This window comes from Pelomonas sp. Root405 (genome assembly GCF_001425165.1).
In the GTDB taxonomy this organism is placed as follows: domain Bacteria; phylum Pseudomonadota; class Gammaproteobacteria; order Burkholderiales; family Burkholderiaceae_C; genus Pelomonas.
The window spans coordinates 490,828-505,281 of the sequence record NZ_LMDU01000011.1 but is presented as its reverse complement, the minus strand read 5'-3'; the positions used below and the strand labels follow the sequence as shown (position 1 = coordinate 505,281).

General features: G+C 70.2%; 19 protein-coding genes. 8 read left to right on the top strand and 11 right to left on the bottom strand.

Going from position 1 to position 14,454, the window contains the following annotated elements; genetic code table 11:
* Positions 1-11: 11 nt before the first annotated feature.
* Complete coding sequence (locus tag ASC81_RS11955; RefSeq protein WP_056267030.1) at positions 12-1,130, top strand: mechanosensitive ion channel family protein; 1,119 nt, start codon at positions 12-14, stop codon at positions 1,128-1,130.
* A 7-nt stretch (positions 1,131-1,137) separates the two neighbouring features.
* On the opposite strand, the gene epsC is transcribed toward ASC81_RS11955, so the two are convergent.
* The 5 genes from epsC to ASC81_RS11930 all read right to left on the bottom strand — a co-directional run bounded on the left by epsC (position 1,138) and on the right by ASC81_RS11930 (position 5,270).
* The gene (gene epsC / locus ASC81_RS11950) at positions 1,138-2,058 is read right to left on the bottom strand and encodes a serine O-acetyltransferase EpsC (protein WP_056267027.1); all 921 of its coding nucleotides are present in this window, start codon (positions 2,056-2,058) and stop codon (positions 1,138-1,140) included.
* The gene (locus tag ASC81_RS11945; protein WP_056267024.1) at positions 2,018-2,548 is read right to left on the bottom strand and encodes a hypothetical protein; all 531 of its coding nucleotides are present in this window, start codon (positions 2,546-2,548) and stop codon (positions 2,018-2,020) included. Before ASC81_RS11945 ends, epsC begins: the two co-directional genes overlap by 41 nt.
* Before the next feature lies 1 nt (position 2,549).
* Entirely contained in the window at positions 2,550-3,299 is a 750-nt protein-coding gene (locus tag ASC81_RS11940) for a DUF899 domain-containing protein (RefSeq protein ID WP_056267021.1), read from the bottom strand.
* Positions 3,300-3,379: 80 nt separating this feature from the next.
* Positions 3,380-4,024 (bottom strand): hypothetical protein, encoded by a 645-nt coding sequence (locus tag ASC81_RS11935; protein ID WP_056267019.1) that lies wholly within the window; start codon positions 4,022-4,024, stop codon positions 3,380-3,382.
* A 34-nt stretch (positions 4,025-4,058) separates the two neighbouring features.
* Positions 4,059-5,270, bottom strand: coding sequence for a hypothetical protein (locus ASC81_RS11930; protein ID WP_056267016.1), 1,212 nt, complete (start codon positions 5,268-5,270; stop codon positions 4,059-4,061).
* A gap of 98 nt (positions 5,271-5,368) precedes the next feature.
* Here ASC81_RS11930 and ASC81_RS11925 point away from each other — a divergent pair, with 98 nt between their 5' ends.
* Both ASC81_RS11925 and ASC81_RS11920 read left to right on the top strand, forming a co-directional pair.
* Complete coding sequence (locus tag ASC81_RS11925; RefSeq protein ID WP_056267013.1) at positions 5,369-5,953, top strand: LysE family translocator; 585 nt, start codon at positions 5,369-5,371, stop codon at positions 5,951-5,953.
* Positions 5,953-7,398, top strand: coding sequence for a PLP-dependent aminotransferase family protein (locus tag ASC81_RS11920; RefSeq protein WP_056267011.1), 1,446 nt, complete (start codon positions 5,953-5,955; stop codon positions 7,396-7,398). The genes ASC81_RS11925 and ASC81_RS11920 overlap by 1 nt, the downstream gene beginning before the upstream one ends.
* 18 nt (positions 7,399-7,416) lie before the next feature.
* On the opposite strand, the gene ASC81_RS11915 is transcribed toward ASC81_RS11920, so the two are convergent.
* From ASC81_RS11915 to ASC81_RS11905, 3 genes are read right to left on the bottom strand one after another with little or no spacing between them, the layout of a single operon-like run.
* A complete protein-coding gene (locus tag ASC81_RS11915) occupies positions 7,417-7,836 on the bottom strand; it encodes a DUF3703 domain-containing protein (protein ID WP_200946798.1) in 420 nt (139 codons plus the stop codon).
* Between the two features lie 49 nt (positions 7,837-7,885).
* Positions 7,886-8,590 (bottom strand): helix-turn-helix domain-containing protein, encoded by a 705-nt coding sequence (locus ASC81_RS11910; RefSeq protein ID WP_056267005.1) that lies wholly within the window; start codon positions 8,588-8,590, stop codon positions 7,886-7,888.
* Positions 8,591-8,603: 13 nt separating this feature from the next.
* On the bottom strand, positions 8,604-9,095 hold the full coding sequence (locus ASC81_RS11905; protein WP_056267002.1) for an MOSC domain-containing protein: 492 nt from the start codon (positions 9,093-9,095) through the stop codon (positions 8,604-8,606).
* 98 nt (positions 9,096-9,193) lie between these two features.
* Between ASC81_RS11905 and ASC81_RS11900 the strand changes: the two genes are divergently transcribed.
* A complete protein-coding gene (locus ASC81_RS11900; RefSeq protein WP_156392026.1) occupies positions 9,194-9,886 on the top strand; it encodes a hypothetical protein in 693 nt (230 codons plus the stop codon).
* A gap of 3 nt (positions 9,887-9,889) precedes the next feature.
* On the opposite strand, the gene ASC81_RS11895 is transcribed toward ASC81_RS11900, so the two are convergent.
* Together ASC81_RS11895 and ASC81_RS11890 are read right to left on the bottom strand one after the other, a co-directional pair.
* Positions 9,890-10,132 (bottom strand): hypothetical protein, encoded by a 243-nt coding sequence (locus tag ASC81_RS11895; RefSeq protein ID WP_200946796.1) that lies wholly within the window; start codon positions 10,130-10,132, stop codon positions 9,890-9,892.
* A gap of 15 nt (positions 10,133-10,147) precedes the next feature.
* A complete protein-coding gene (locus ASC81_RS11890; protein WP_056266996.1) occupies positions 10,148-10,663 on the bottom strand; it encodes a hemerythrin domain-containing protein in 516 nt (171 codons plus the stop codon).
* A gap of 339 nt (positions 10,664-11,002) precedes the next feature.
* Here ASC81_RS11890 and ASC81_RS11885 point away from each other — a divergent pair, with 339 nt between their 5' ends.
* Positions 11,003-11,680 (top strand): LuxR C-terminal-related transcriptional regulator, encoded by a 678-nt coding sequence (locus ASC81_RS11885; RefSeq protein ID WP_156392024.1) that lies wholly within the window; start codon positions 11,003-11,005, stop codon positions 11,678-11,680.
* Positions 11,681-11,768: 88 nt separating this feature from the next.
* Positions 11,769-12,401, top strand: a complete 633-nt coding sequence (locus ASC81_RS11880) for a Crp/Fnr family transcriptional regulator (RefSeq protein WP_056266987.1) — start codon at positions 11,769-11,771, stop codon at positions 12,399-12,401.
* 28 nt (positions 12,402-12,429) lie between these two features.
* On the opposite strand, the gene ASC81_RS11875 is transcribed toward ASC81_RS11880, so the two are convergent.
* Positions 12,430-13,410 (bottom strand): M48 family metallopeptidase, encoded by a 981-nt coding sequence (locus ASC81_RS11875; protein WP_235533632.1) that lies wholly within the window; start codon positions 13,408-13,410, stop codon positions 12,430-12,432.
* A gap of 65 nt (positions 13,411-13,475) precedes the next feature.
* Here ASC81_RS11875 and ASC81_RS11870 point away from each other — a divergent pair, with 65 nt between their 5' ends.
* Positions 13,476-13,952, top strand: a complete 477-nt coding sequence (locus ASC81_RS11870) for a flavin reductase family protein (RefSeq protein ID WP_056266984.1) — start codon at positions 13,476-13,478, stop codon at positions 13,950-13,952.
* A 58-nt stretch (positions 13,953-14,010) separates the two neighbouring features.
* Entirely contained in the window at positions 14,011-14,454 is a 444-nt protein-coding gene (locus tag ASC81_RS11865) for an SRPBCC family protein (protein WP_056266982.1), read from the top strand.

Sequence of the window (14,454 nt, the reverse complement as noted above, 5' to 3'; positions counted from 1 at the left end):
GGAGGTCGGACATGACCTGGAACGAGTTTCTCGCCCGCGTTCAAGCCGCGTGGCCGCAGGTGGGCTGGATGGATGTATTGCCGGCGCTGCTGGCCGGCGCGCTGACCATCATCGTCATCAAGGTGAGCCTGCGCTTGCTGGTGCAGCGCCTGCGCAAGCTTTCAGCGCGTACCCACACGGCGGCGGACGACGGCTTCGTCAGCGTCTTGGAGCGCACCAACGGCGGCCTGATCTGGATCATCGGCCTGCTGGTGGGCCTGAACATGCTGCCGTTGGACGACCGCTGGCATGGCCGCGTGTCGCAGCTGTGGTTTGCGGTCGTCGCGCTGCAGATCGGCCTTTGGGGGCAGCAGGCGGTGACCCAGGTGCTGGCCGCGCAGCAGCTGCGGCATGGCGGCGGCCCGGCGCTGTCGGCGTCGGCGACGCTGCTGAGCTGGGGGCTGCGCGGCGCGCTCTGGGTCATCGTGGTGCTGGCCGTGCTGTCCAACCTGGGCGTCAACATCACGGCCTTCGTCGCGTCGCTGGGCATCGGTGGCATCGCGGTGGCGCTGGCCGTGCAGAACATCCTGGGCGACCTGTTCGCGTCGCTAGCCATCGCGGTCGACAAGCCCTTCGAGGTGGGCGACTCGGTCACCGTTGGCAACGTGACCGGCACGGTCGAGCGCGTGGGCCTGAAGACGACGCGCATCCGCGCGCTGGGCGGCGAGCAGATCGTCATGTCCAACGCCGAACTGCTCAAGCAGACGGTGGCGAACTTCAAGCGCCTGCAGACGCGCCGCGTGGCCTTCGTCTTCGGCATCACCTACGACACGCCCGCCGACGAGGTGGCTGCCCTGCCGCAGCTGGTCAAGGAGATCATCCAGGCCGATCCCCAGCTCGAATTCGCCCGCGCGCATTTCAAGGGCTTCGGTGACAGCTCGCTGGATTTCGAGGTGGTCTATCGCGTCAAGGACGCCGACTACGACCTCTACATGGATCGCCAGCAGGCGCTCAACCTGGCGCTGTTGCGGGCGCTGCAGCAGCGCGGCATCGAGTTCGCCTTCCCGACGCGGACGGTCAACATCGCCGGCGGCCTGCCGCCGGTGACTGTGCAGCGCGGCGATGCCGAGCCGGTGCCGGCGGCCGGCTGAGACCGTTTCAGCTGCAGGGCCCGGCGAGCGAATCCGCCTGCGTGACCAAGCTGCCCGCCGCGACGCTGCGCGTCAGCCAGACATTGCCGCCGATGACGGCGCCGCGGCCGATGGTGACGCGGCCCAGCACGGTGGCGCCGGCATAGATGACCGCTTCGTCCTCGACGATGGGATGGCGCGGCTGGCCCTTGACGAGGTTGCCGTCGCCGTCGGTCGGAAAGCTTTTCGCGCCCAGCGTGACGTTCTGGTAGATGCGCACCCGCTCGCCGATGACGGCGGTCTCGCCGATGACGACACCGGTGCCGTGGTCGATGAAGCAGCCGCTGCCGATCGTGGCGCCAGGGTGGATGTCGATGCCGGTCTCGGCATGCGCCAGCTCGGCGATGACGCGCGCGATCAGCGGCAGCCCGAGCTTGTAGAGCTCGTGCGCGATGCGGTGGCTGATCAGCGCGCGCAGGCCCGGGTAGCACAGCAGCACCTCGTCGACGCTGCGCGCCGCCGGGTCGCCCTGGTAGGCGGCCAGCACGTCGCTGTCCAGCAGCACGCGCACGCCGGGCAGCGTACGAAGGAAGCGGCTGGCCAGCTCGTCGGCATCCTGGCTGGGTGAGTCGTCGCCGCGCTGGCGGGCGTCGTGGCGCAACTCCAGCGCGGCCTGGTGGCGCAGCGTCGTCATCGCCGCGCCGAGTGTGTGGCCGACGTAGAAGTCCTCGTCCTCGGGCCGCAGCGTCGGGGGGCCCAGGCGCATCGGGAACAGCGCGCCGGACAGCGCCTGGATCATGGCGGCCAGCAGCTCGCGCGACGGCAGCTCGCGCCCGTCGCCGCCGCGGCGGTGGGCGTCGCGCCACTGACGCCGCGCACCGCGCAGCGCCTCGACGACGGAGGTCAGGTCATCGCTGGGGGCGGGCGTCGGAGCGGCGGCTTGGGTCATGGGCGCCGAGTATAGAAATCCACCGCCGCCAGGCGGCGCGTCCGCCAAGAGCCATCACGGCCGTCACGGCCATCATGGTGGCCATGTGGACGGCCACCGCGGCCAGCGCCAGCAGCAGCGAGCCCGAGGCCGTGATCTCGCGCGCCGGCGATGCGCTCAGGCAGATGGGTACGAGCGCGGGCACCAGCATCAGCCCGCTGCCGTGCACGCTGGCCACCAGGCCTGACCACAGCGCCAGCCCGGCCTTGGCACGCCGCAGGGCTAGGGCCAGCAACAACAGCAGGCCGCACAGCCAAACACCCGCAGCCATGGACCCGCCGAGCGCGACGAGCACGGCCACGCCGCCGACGGCTGCTGCATGCCCCAGGGCCAGCGGCAACAGCGCCCGCCGCGGGTCGCGCGAGCAGGCGGCCAGCCCCCAGCCGGTGGCCGGGTTCAGGCCGTGCAGCGCGCCGGCGCCGGCCAGCGCCAGCCAGGGCCAGGCGTCCATGTCAGCCGCCGCAGCAGGCGGCGGGGGCAGGCGCAGCCGACTCGTAGCGGTCGTGGTGGCGCACCCATTCCATGCCGTAGGCCAAGCCCTCTTCGTCGCGGCCCTTGGGCGTCAGGTCGATGAGGCTGTACGCACCCATCATCACTTCCAGGCCACGGCCGAAGGTCGAGTAGGTGTGGAAGACCTGGCCCGCATCGCCCTTGTAGAAGACGCTGATCCCAGGCGCTTCCTCCATCGGTAGCGGCGTCATGTGGAAGTTGTAATAGACCTCGCCATTGACGCGGTCCTCGGGCGCAAAGCTGACGTGGAAGTCGCGGTTGAAGTCGCTGCCATGCGACGACGCCCAGTCGAACCGCCAGCCCATGCGGCGCTTGAAGGCCTCGATCTCGGCCAGCGGGGCACGCGACACAACCAGCAGTGTGATGTCGCGCTGGGCCAGGTGGGGCGCCATGCCGTCGAGGTGGTCGGCCATGAAGGAGCAGCTCTTGCAGCCCTGCTCCCAGCCGGGGCCGAGCATGAAGTGCTGCACCAGCAGCTGGCGCCGACCCTTGAACAGCCCGGACAACCGGCGCGGCCCGTCGACGGTGTCGAACAGGTAGTCCTGCTCCAGCGTGGCCCAGGGCAGGGCACGGCGCTCGGCGGCGATGCGGTCGCGCAGCTGGGTCAGTTCCTTCTCGTGGGCGAGCAGCGTCTTGCGCTCGGCGATCCAGCGGTCACGCGTGACGACGGGGTGGGGTGTGGGGGCGTTCATCAAAGGCTCCTTGGGTTGGCAAAGGCAATGCAGCGGCTTCACCCGGGCTCGGGTGAGTTCTGCGCAGGGGGATTGAGTGGTTAGGCGCGCTTGGGTCGGCGCACGGCGCGCACCTTGCCCGCGCCGCCGCCACCGGCGTAGAACAGGTCGGCGCCGTCGGATTCGAGGCCGCTGACGTTGGTGCCGGGCGGCATCTGCAGGGCCTGCAGCACGACACCGTTCGCCGGGTCGATGCGGCGGATCTCGCTCGCGTCGTCCTCCCAGGTGCCGTGCCAGAGTTCGCCGTCGACCCAGGTCACGCCGGTGACGAAGCGGTTGGATTCGATGGTGCGCCGGATGGCCCCCGTGGCGGGGTCGATCTGGTGGATCTTGCGGCTGCGGTGCTGCCCCACCCAGAGGCTGCCCTCGGCCCAGGCCATGCCCGAGTCACCGCCCTGGCCGGGTGCGGGGATGGAGGCGACCACAGCGCCGCTGGCCGGATCGATCTTGTCAATGCGCGCTTCGGCAAGTTGCCAGAGGTAGCGGCCGTCGAAGGCCGTGCCGGCATCGCAGGGGCGCTCGATGCGCTGCTGCGTCTCGCCGCTGGCGGGGTCAAAGGCGACCAGCGCCGCGCCGGTGGCGGCCCAGATGCGCTGGCCGTCGTGGGTCACGCCGGCGATGGACTTGCCGCCTTCGAAGGGGCCGTACTCGCGCACGATCTCGGCGGGCTGGGGGTTGCTGCTCATGGCCTTGCTCCTGCTGGTTTGCGATGGGCGAACCTTAGCCAAGCGGCAGCGCGGCGGGGAGTAACAAGATCGTCGTGAAACCGGTCAGCGGCGGCGCCAGCCAGCGCCGCGCGCGGGTCTGGCCGACGGCGCGCACGCGGCCAGCCGCCTCCAGTTCGGCCAGTGCGCGCTGCACGGTGCGCTGGCTGTCGCCCACGGCCAGCGCCAGCGCCGACGTGGACCAGGCCGCGCCGTCGGACAGCAGCGCCATCAGCTCGCCGGCCTCGCCCTCGACAGGCGGCGCAAGCACGACGATGGAAGTCGCCCGCAGTGCAAAGCCGCGCGCGGTGGCCTCGATGCCGGCGACCGGCTTGACGAGGGCACGCAGCCGGCCCACCTCGACCCGCAGGCGGGCGCGGTGGGTCTCGTCGGCATCGCGGGTGCGAAACGCGCGCTCGATCAACGCGTCGCGGTCCACGTCACCCGGCCAGGCCTCGGCGAGTGCGCGCAGCAGCGTGAACAGGATGGGCCGGCGCGCCAGCGGCAGCGCGAACTCGTCGGCCCGCAGCGCATGGCGGCAGGCATCGACGACAAGGGCGCCCGAGTCCATCAGCGCGGCCACCTCGTGCAACTGCAACGGCTGCCACGCACCGCCCACGAGCCGGCGCGCGGCGGTGCGCTCAAGCGCGGCACCGGCCTCGGCAATCTCGGCCTGCAGCGCCGGCACATCCGCGCGTGCGGCGGCCTGCTGCGCCTGGTGCAAGGCTTGCCGGGCGTCATTGACACGCAACGAGCGCAGGGCCAACTCGACGCTTGCCAGCGCCGCGACGGCGGCCAGCAGCGGCGGCAGCGTGGCGATGTCGACGGGCGCGAGCAACGCGGCCGCCATGTCCAGGCGGCCGAGCAACAGCCAGCGGCGCGCGGCGATCAACCGCGCCTGCAGCGCATTGGCGGGGTCGGCGCGCGCCTCCAGCACGGCCATGGCCGCCTCCAGCGCGCGCGGCGCGGCGCTGAAGTCGCGCAGGGCCAGCGCCACCTCGGCCTCGGCGACGACGCAGCGCGCCCGCGCCAGCGACGCCTGCGTGCCGAAGCCCCGCGCTGCACGCCGCAGCAGCTCGCGGGCCCGCGCCAGCTCGCCGAGCTGGGCCATCGCGATGCCGCGCAGCGCCAGCGCGGGCGGGTCGTCGCGCAGCGCGACGCGCTTCAGCGCCGCGAGCGCGTCGCCAGCGGCCAGCGCGCGGGCGGCGGCGGAGATCAACGAGTCCATGGGGCCGGACTGTGCCAGTCACCGGCCTGATACAGCACGCCGCCCGCAGCCCTGCGCTGTAGCTTCACGCGGCCACCGCCCGGCGCTGCAATGGCGACATGAACGAGATGCTGCCTCTGATGACCTACTGCCTGCTGATGTCCGTCACGCCCGGCCCCAACAACATGCTGATGGTCGCCAGCGGCGCCCACCACGGCTACCGGCGCAGCCTGCCGGCCATGCTGGGCGTCAACATCGGCGTCGCGCTGCAGACCTTCGTGACCTGCCTCGGCCTGGGCGCTGTCTTTGTCGCCTGGCCAGCCCTGCATGCGGCGCTGAAACTGGCCGGCACGCTTTACCTGCTGGTGCTGGCCTGGCGCTTGGCCGTCGCGCCGGCGGCGAACGGCCGGCCCCCCGAGCGCGTGGGCTTTGCGCAGGCGGCGCTGTTCCAGTTGGTCAACCCCAAGAGCTGGGTCAAGGCGGTGACGCTGGCCTCCGTCTTCATGCCCACGGGCCTGAGCGTGCCGGCGGGCGCGCTGCTCGTCAGCGTCGTCGGGGCCGTGGTCGGCTTTCCGTGCATCTCGATGTGGGCGCTGTTCGGCGTGGGCATCGCCCGCTTCCTGTCCAACCCGGCACGGCGGCGCCTGTTCAATGCCATCATGGCCGCTTCCCTGGTTGTGCTCGCCCTCTTGCTGCTGCGCTGATGTTCTCGCTGGACCGCGATTCGCCCACCCCGCTGGCCGACCAGATCGAGCAGCGCCTGCACGCCTTGATCGCCAGCCACCAGTTGCCGCCCGGCGCGCGGCTGAACTCCATCCGCCAGCTCGCCGCGCGCCTGGGCGTCAGCCCCAATACCGTCGTCGTGGCCTACGACCGGCTGGTGGCCGCCGGCGTCATCGACTCGCGGGGCACCGCGGGCTTCTTCGTTGCCGATGGCCCGGCCGACGCGATGCCGGATGCAGCGCGCGTCGAGGCCGGCGAAGAGCAGGAAGCCGTCTGGCTGGCCCAGCAGGCCAACGACCAGAAGGCCGGTGTGCTGCTGGCCAGCAGCGGCGCGCTGCCAGCCACGTGGCTTGAGGACGCCATCCCCGCCGCCGCGGTGCAGCGGGGGCTGGCACGGGCAAGCGCCGGCATGGCCTCGCGCTGCCCGCCCCAGGGCCTGCCGGAGCTGCGCGATCGCATCGCGATGCTGCTGCGCGGCCAGGGCCTGGCGGTGGATGCCGGCCGCGTGCTGACCACCTATGGCGGCACCCAGGCCATCGACCTGATCTGCCGAGCCTTCCTGCGACCAGGCGACGCGGTCGCCGTGGAGACGCCGGGTTACTTCCTGCTCTTCGACCGCCTGCGCCAGGCCGGCGTGACCATCGTGCCGGTGCCGCGCCGCCCCGACGGCATCGACCTGGAAGCGCTCGACGCCGCCTGCACGCGGCATCGGCCGCGCCTGCTCTTCATTCAGAGCGTGCTGCACAACCCGACCGGCTGGGGCAGCACGGCGGCCAATCTGCACCGCGTGCTGATGCTGGCCCAGCGCCACGACTTCCTGGTGGCCGAGGACGATGTGCAGGGCCACTTCCACCCCGGCACACCGACGCGGCTGGCGCAGCTGTCGGGGCTGGACCGCGTCATCTACTACTCCAGCTTCTGCAAGGCCATGAGCCCGGCGCTGCGGCTGGGCTACATCGCCGCAGAGCCGGCGCTGCTGAAGCCGCTGATGCGCGAGAAGATCTTCACGGTGCTGACGACCGCGGCGCTCAACGAATATGTGCTGCTGGAGGTATTGGCCGCCGGCCGCTGGCGCAAGCATCTGGACCGCCTGCAGCAGCGGCTGGGCGCGGCGCGTGCGGCGGCATCCCAGCAGCTGCGCCAGGCCGGCGTGCTGCTGGAGCATGCCGGCGAGGGCGGCCTCTTCCTGTGGGGGGCATTGCCGGCCGGCGTCGATGTCGACGGCGTGGTCCGCGAGGCCTTCCGCGCCGGCATCCTGCTCGTGCGCGGCGCCACCTTCGCCGCCGACGGTGCGGCCGATGCCCATATCCGCTTCAACGCCGCCTTCAGCCAACAGCCGCGTCTGGCGGAGTTCCTGCGGGATCAGCTCAGTGCGGCGACCAGCGCTCAGCGCGTTGTCGAGCGGGCGCGTGCGGCGGCGCGTTGACGCGGGCCGACTCGTCGTTCACAAGTTGGCGGCGAGCCATGCCAGCGCGCCATACAACGCCAGCCGTCTGACCACGTCGCGGCCGACGCTGTAATCGGCGAGCAGCGGCTGCAGATCCGCCGGGACGGGCATGGGTTTGAGCGCCGAGACGTCGGCGCCTCCCGGGTTGCCCTTGGGCACCCAGCCGCTCAGCCAGCCCGGCAGCGTCGCCAGCAGGCGCAGCAGCTGTCCGGCCACCTCGCGGGCGTCGCGGCGGCGCCAGCCGATGCGCAGCATGGCGCCATGCGTGACGATGTGCGGCCACAGGTAGCGCTGGCCGAGGATGTGCGCTCGCTCCAGTTGGACAAAGGCAACTGCGAGCTCACCTCGGCGCTCGGCGGCAAGGGCCTCCTGTAGGGCGAGCTGGTAGGCGAGGCGAAGTGCGGGTGGCATCGGCATGCCGCCATTGTTCAAAACGCCGCTGCGGCCGTCTTGAACGAATCGCCTGCTAGCCCGATGCCGCTGTGCGGGCCTCTCCCGGCGTGAGTCCGACGACCTCTGTCATCGTGCGCGTCAGGTGGGCCTGGTCGGCGAAACCGGCTGCCAGCGCGGCGTCCACGAGGCTGGCGCCGCCGGCCATCGCCAGGCCGGCCTTGCGCACCTTCTTCCACAGCAGCAGCTTGGACATCGGCACGCCGAACTGCGCCTGCGCCAGCGCGCGCAGCCGCGACGGCGACAGGCCGCCGTGCTCCGCCGCCGCGGCGACCGCATTGCCGCCCGCGTGGTGGTCGAGATAGGCCAACGCTGCGGCAAGCCGCGGGTCGACGAAACCGACCCCCAGCGGCAGCTGCCGGGCCAGCAGTGCCGGCAAGTCCGCCAGTGGTGACGCCGCCGCCAGCGTGGCGACGAGGGCCGGTGGCAGTGGCGCCATCGGCGCGCGAGGCAGCAGCGCCAACACCGCGGCGGCCAGGCGCGATTGCGGATCGGCCAGCAACAGCGTCAATGCGGCGGAAGGCTCGAGTCGGTGGCGCACACCGGAGCGAATCGCCCAGCCGCAGCTGGTGAAGGCCTGCCCGGCGTCGTCGATCACGGTCAGCGCATCCGCCGCCGCGACGAGCTGCACGGCGGCGTGCGAGTGGCAGCGGTTGTCCGCACTGGCGCCGCGGTAGACGAGCCAGGCATCGCCGAACGCGAACTCGCCCTGCCAGTGCATGCGCGCTGTCGCCTCAGGCAACGCTGACGGTGTCGCCGACGCGGATGGCACCGCCTTCCAGGATCCGCGCCGTCATGCCGCCGTGGCCGCGCATTGCGGCATAGCCGCCGGGGCCGATGACCTCTTCCATGCGGGAGCAGGGTGCGCAGGGGCCGACCAGTTCGATGAGGGCAGCGCCGACGCGCACCTGCACCTTCTTCAATGACAGCAGGTTGATGCCCGAGACCACCATGTTGCGGCGCAGGTCGACCGGGTCGATGGCGCCGCTGCGTGCAAATGTCGCGATCAGTGGCAGGTGTTCGGCCTGGATCAGCGTGACCTGTCGCGTCGACAGCTCGGCCTCGCCGCGCTGACCCAGGCGGTCGTCGGCCAGGCCGATGCCTGCAAGCGCCATCGTGTGCTCGATGCGCCGCGCCCGGTCGCGCGGCGCGCCCCGAACAATGAGAACTTCCACACGACCCAGCACATGGGCCGGCGGCGTCATCAGATCACGCAGGGTTTTCATGCCCGCACCTTAGCCGCAAAGTTCACGGACGCCCTCCGCAGCGCCGTCAATCCGCAGTGCCTCCCGGCCGAAGATGCAGTCATTGCTGGAGTTCTGCCGTGCTGCGACGTTTGTTTTCCACCCTTGCCTTCGTGTCCGTGGCGCTGTCGCAGACCGCTCAAGCCGCCGATCTGACCGATCTGGAAATGCGCTGGCTGAAGGGCATCGCGCCCGTCGTCGGCCATACGCGCCAAGTGCTGGCACTGCCACTCGATGTTGTCGTGCAACCGCAAGACACGCCGGGCATGGCGCCGCTGTCGCTGGGCTTTGTCGACGGGCGCTGCAAGCTGGTGCTGTCGATGCGCGGCAATGCCGAGGGCCAGCGCCAGATCGACGCCATCAAGCCAGCCTTGCTCGGTGCGACGCTGGAGCTGATGGCCGCTCACGAGATGGGCCATTGCCGCCGCTACCTCGATGGTGCGTGGTACGGGGTGCCGGCAGGCTTTGTCGCCGCCAAGGCGCCGGACGGCCTGACGCCTGACCTGCAGCGCGCCTGGCTGGACATGCGCTCGACGCGCCGCGAGGAAGCCTATGGCGACCTGGTCGGCCTGGCATGGACGCGCGAGCACCACCCAGAGCTGTACCCGCGGCTGTATGCCTGGCTCGTGGCCGAGCGCTCGGCCGGGCTGATCCCGGGCAGCCACCATGACACGCTGCCGTGGCTGGCATTGGCCAGCGACCCCGCAACGTTGTCCGGTGCCACGATGTTTGCCGCCGCCGACGGGCTGTGGGTGCGCGGGTTGCGGGACTGACGCCTACTCAGGCGCTGTGCGGGACGCCTTGACCGCGCCGCGGATGTTCAAGGCGGCCAGGCAGACCTGCAGAACGACCAGCGCGTACGCGGCAGCGTGCAGGCCCCAGGCGATCCACAGCACATTGCTGAACAGGAACGCCCAGAAGCCGGCGTTGCGTCGCTCGGGCCGCTCTGAGGCGACCAGCCAGGCGGCCACCACGGTCACCACCATGGCCGGCCACTGCAGCACGCCGAGGTCGCCCAAGTCGTGCTCCGTCGATCAGTGCGCGGTCAGCAGTTGCTGCTTGCGCTCGGCCATCTGGCGGCCCAGCTCGACCAGGTCGAGCTTGGACTTCTTGGCCTTGGCGAACATCTCGTTCTGCTCTTCCTTGACGTGGTGCTTGACGAACTCGCCCATCACCTTCACCTTGGCGTCGTAATCCTCGCCACCGGGTTCCTGGTCGCGCACCTGGGCGATCAGGTCCTTGACGGATGCATGCTCGACCGTGGCCTCGGGCACCAGTTCCTTGTCCTTGAGCGCGGCCTTGAAAGCGGGGTAGAAGATTTCTTCTTCCAGCTGGGCGTGCACCGTCAGCTCCTGGCAGATGGTCGCGACGATCTGCTTCTTGCGGTTGGCCGAGCGAGCCTTCTCGAAGTCCTCGAACAGCGCGCTGACCTTCTTGTGGTCTTCCTTCAGCATCGCGATCGCGTCCTGCTGGCGGGCTGTGGTGCGCTTGGTCGCTGTGCTGCTGCGCTTGGCGCTGGTAGTGGTTGTTTTGGTGGATGCGGTCGGCATGGTGGTCTCCTGATTGACTGGCCATGCATGCTCGATTCCACGCCGTCCCCGAGCAGCCGGTATGCGCGCCAAGCTGCTGTAGGTCCATGCTGACACGCGTGAAGAGGCGATTGCATACGCATTTCCAGATGCCACCGAAAGCCTGCCGATGGCTTGCAACAGGGGTCAGGTCATGCACGTGGCCGTCGCAACGGCAATCCCTAAGTTACCGGTGACGCGTCCATGACGACGCGCCGTAAATCGTTCACAAATACATCCCGCAACATTTACGCCCCCATCGAAACGTGCTCTCCTACGCTTTAAGGAAGGCCTGCAAGGGGTGGGCCGAGGAGTGCTTCGATGTGGATGTCCGAGTTTGTGCAGCCGGGCCAAGTCGCCGGCTCTCGTCCCCGCGAACGCCGTGCGGCGGCTTCGCTGTCCAGCCAGTGGATGGGTTTGGTGCTGGAAGAGCTTGACCACGGCGTCCTGCTGCTCAACGGTGCGGCCCGCGTGCTGCATGCCAACCTGGCGGCGCGCGCCTCGCTGGATGACAACCACCCGCTGGAACTCGTCGGCCAGCATCTGCGCGCGCGCTTGTTGACCGACGCCGTGCCGCTGGCCGAGGCGCTGGAGGGCGCCGAGGCGAGCGGACGGCGCTGCCTGCTGCGGCTGGGTGACGAGCGCGCCGAATGTGGCCGCGCCAACATCGTCGTCGTGCCGCTCAACCGTGACGTCAGTCAGGCTGCCGTGCTGCTGATCCTGGAACGGCGCCAGCTCTGCGGCGACCTGGCCGCGCAGTGGTTCGCGCTGCGCTATCAGCTCACGCCGGCCGAGACCGAGGTGCTCAAGGCGCTGTCCAACGGCGTCAAGCCGACCGACGTCGCGCAGCGCCAGGGCGTGGCCATCTCCACCGTGCGCAGCCAGATCCAGAGCATCCGCGCCAAGAGCGGCGCCGACAGCATCGGCGAGCTGATGCGCCAGCTGGCCCTGCTGCCGCCGCTGGTGTCTTCGCTGCGGCCGGGCAAGCACGTCAACTGAAGCGACACGCTGGCACCTGTCGGCCGGCCGCGGACGAGGGGCTAACATTCTCGGCATGTCGTGGGCCACATGCCCCGGCATGACGCGGATGCCCGACGACTCCCTCGACAACGAACTCCTGGCCCTGCCGCCCCCGCTGCGGCTGCTGGCCGCGCGTGGCATGGCGCGCAGCTACCGCAAGGGCGTCATGCTGATCGAGGAGGGCTCGGTTGGCGACAACCTCTACTTGATCATTTCCGGCTCGCTGCGCGCCTACAGCAGCGATGCGCGCGGCCGCGAGATCACCTACGGCGTCTATGGCCCCGGCGAGTACGTCGGCGAGATGAGCCTGGATGGCGGCCCGCGCTCCGCCAGCGTCATCACCGAGGCGGCCAGCCGCCTGGTGCTGGTCACGCGCGCGAGCCTGCTGACCCACATCAGCGACCACCCCGAGTTCGCCTTCGAGCTGCTGACCAAGGTCATCCGCCGCGCGCGGGCGGCGACGCTGTCGACCAAGCAGCTGGCGCTCAACGACGTCTATGGCCGCTTGAAGAATCTCGTCGACGCCTCCACCGTTGACGGCAGCCATCTGGCTCTGACCCACCAGGGCATGGCCCAGCGCCTGGGTTGCTCGCGTGAGATGGTGTCCAAGCTGGTCAAGGACCTGGAACTGGGCGGCTATCTCAAGCGCGTGGCGGCCGGCGAATACCAGCGGCTCAAAAACTTACCCGCGCGTTGGTGAGCGGCGCCGCGCCGCGCGGGCTGCAGGTTCAGCCGTTGGACCGCTGAGCCGTCTTGAGCGGCGGCGCCTCCGGAAAGCGCTGGGGCGGCCGGGGCGCCCGGGCATACAGGCCCTGCACCTTGGGCAGGTTGCCCTGGATGTCGCGGATGCGCGTCGCGTTGGCCGGGTGGGTGGACAGCCACTGCGGCGGCGCGCCCTTGCTGGCGCTCATCATCTTTTCCCACAGCCGCACGGCGGCACCCGGTTCATAGCCGGCGCGCGCAGCCAGCTCGATGCCGACGAGGTCGGCCTCGGTCTCGTCTTCGCGGCCGAACTTCAGGTTCAGCAACTGGGCGCCCATGCCGGCAGCGTAGCGGCCGAGGTTGCCCAGGCCGAACAGCGCCGATCCGAGCTCGACGACGACGTTCGTCGCCGTTGATTTGCCGACGCGTTCGCGGGCGTGCTCGCGCAAGGCATGCGCGACCTCGTGACCCATGATGGCGGCCACCTCGTCGTCATCCAGCCGGAGCTTTTCCAGGATGCCGTAATAGAAGGCGATCTTGCCGCCCGGCATGCAGAAGGCGTTCAGCTGCGGGCTGGCCAGCAGGTTGACCTCCCACTTCCACTGTCGCGCGCGGTCGTTCCATTCGTAGCTGTGCGGGATGATCCGCTGGGCGATGAAGCGCAGGCGCTGCAGCTGCGGGTGCTCCATCGGCGCCAGCGCACGCTGCTGGCCGGCCTCGCGCATCATCTGCGCGTACTGCTGGCCGCCCGCCTGCTCCAGCTGGTCGGCCGGCACGAAGCCGGCGAACTTGCTTTTCGGGCCGACATCCACACCCTCGCGCGCCCAGGCCGGCGTGAAGGCCGGCGACAGGGCCGCGGCGCCGATCAGGCCGGTGAAGAGGCGGCGGCTGCGCTGACGCGGCGGCGCGCAGCGGCCCGTGGCGCAGTCCGTGCACGCGCCGAACATGCGTTGCGGCGGGTTGCTGAACTGCAGGTCGTCGTTGGCGATGAAGTCGGCGGCATCCATGGCGACATTGTGCGATGGCGCAAGCGCCCCGCTCGTAGGACGAAGGCGAGGGCGACAATCGCTGGATGGACGCCCAGCAATTCCGCGCCGCCCTCGGCATGTTCGCCACCGGCGTGACCATCGTCACCGTCCGCTCGCCGGATGGCGGCCTCGTCGGTCTGACCGCCAATTCCTTCAATTCCGTGTCGCTGGACCCGCCGCTGGTGCTGTGGAGCCTGGCCCGCCGTGCCGGCTCCATGCCGGTGTTCACGCGCGGCTCGCACTACGCCATCAACATCCTGGCAGCCGACCAGAAGGACCTGGCCCAGCGCTTCGCCACGCGCGACATCGACCGCTTTGCCGGGGTCGCCTGGCGCGAGGGCGCCGGCGGCGCGCCGGTGCTGGACGGGGCCGTCGCCGTCTTCGAGTGCGCTAACCGCAGTCGATATGAAGAGGGCGACCACGTCATCTTCGTCGGCGAGGTGGAGCGCTGTACATCGCGCCTGGGCGCCCAGCCGTTGATCTTCCATGGCGGGCGGTATTTCACCGAACTTCCTATCTGACGCTGTCGACCTGGCGATGCGTTGATCGTCGTGTCCATGTCCCAACCCAGGAGCAACCATGACCAATACCGTCACCCTGCACCGCGTGCTGCGCTGCCCACCCGACCGCGTCTACCGCGCGTTCACGACACCGGCCGCGATGGCCAAGTGGCTGCCGCCGCACGGCTTCACCGGCACCGTGCACGAGATGGACGCCCAGGTCGGCGGTGCCTATCGCATGTCGTTCACCAACTTCACGAACGACGCCAGCCACAGCTTCGGCGGGCGCTACCTGGAGCTGGTGCCCGGCCAGAGGCTGCGCTACACCGCCGCCTTTGACGACCCCAACCTGCCAGGCGAGATGCAGACGACGGTCGAGCTGAAGGCGGTGTTCTGCGGCACCGAGGTGCGCATCAAGCAGGAAGGCATCCCCGACGTCATCCCGGCCGAAGCCTGCTACCTGGGCTGGCAGGAATCGCTGACGCTGCTGGCGCAGTTGGCCGAGCCGGAGATCCACCAGTAG

Excerpts from the sequence above, each read along its gene's own strand:
- ASC81_RS11940 (WP_056267021.1), bottom strand. The coding sequence starts at position 3,299 with ATGAACGCCCCCACACCCCACCCCGTCGTCACGCGTGACCGCTGGATC.
- ASC81_RS11925 (WP_056267013.1), top strand. The coding sequence starts at position 5,369 with ATGAACGAGATGCTGCCTCTGATGACCTACTGCCTGCTGATGTCCGTC.
- ASC81_RS11910 (WP_056267005.1), bottom strand. The coding sequence starts at position 8,590 with ATGCACTGGCAGGGCGAGTTCGCGTTCGGCGATGCCTGGCTCGTCTAC.
- ASC81_RS11865 (WP_056266982.1), top strand. The coding sequence starts at position 14,011 with ATGACCAATACCGTCACCCTGCACCGCGTGCTGCGCTGCCCACCCGAC.
- ASC81_RS11915 (WP_200946798.1), bottom strand. The coding sequence starts at position 7,836 with ATGCCGATGCCACCCGCACTTCGCCTCGCCTACCAGCTCGCCCTACAG.
- ASC81_RS11870 (WP_056266984.1), top strand. The coding sequence starts at position 13,476 with ATGGACGCCCAGCAATTCCGCGCCGCCCTCGGCATGTTCGCCACCGGC.
- ASC81_RS11905 (WP_056267002.1), bottom strand. The coding sequence starts at position 9,095 with ATGAAAACCCTGCGTGATCTGATGACGCCGCCGGCCCATGTGCTGGGT.
- ASC81_RS11955 (WP_056267030.1), top strand. The coding sequence starts at position 12 with ATGACCTGGAACGAGTTTCTCGCCCGCGTTCAAGCCGCGTGGCCGCAG.
- ASC81_RS11935 (WP_056267019.1), bottom strand. The coding sequence starts at position 4,024 with ATGAGCAGCAACCCCCAGCCCGCCGAGATCGTGCGCGAGTACGGCCCC.
- ASC81_RS11880 (WP_056266987.1), top strand. The coding sequence starts at position 11,769 with ATGCCCGACGACTCCCTCGACAACGAACTCCTGGCCCTGCCGCCCCCG.
- ASC81_RS11945 (WP_056267024.1), bottom strand. The coding sequence starts at position 2,548 with ATGGACGCCTGGCCCTGGCTGGCGCTGGCCGGCGCCGGCGCGCTGCAC.
- ASC81_RS11920 (WP_056267011.1), top strand. The coding sequence starts at position 5,953 with ATGTTCTCGCTGGACCGCGATTCGCCCACCCCGCTGGCCGACCAGATC.
- ASC81_RS11875 (WP_235533632.1), bottom strand. The coding sequence starts at position 13,410 with ATGGATGCCGCCGACTTCATCGCCAACGACGACCTGCAGTTCAGCAAC.
- ASC81_RS11890 (WP_056266996.1), bottom strand. The coding sequence starts at position 10,663 with ATGCCGACCGCATCCACCAAAACAACCACTACCAGCGCCAAGCGCAGC.
- ASC81_RS11885 (WP_156392024.1), top strand. The coding sequence starts at position 11,003 with ATGTGGATGTCCGAGTTTGTGCAGCCGGGCCAAGTCGCCGGCTCTCGT.
- epsC (WP_056267027.1), bottom strand. The coding sequence starts at position 2,058 with ATGACCCAAGCCGCCGCTCCGACGCCCGCCCCCAGCGATGACCTGACC.
- ASC81_RS11930 (WP_056267016.1), bottom strand. The coding sequence starts at position 5,270 with ATGGACTCGTTGATCTCCGCCGCCGCCCGCGCGCTGGCCGCTGGCGAC.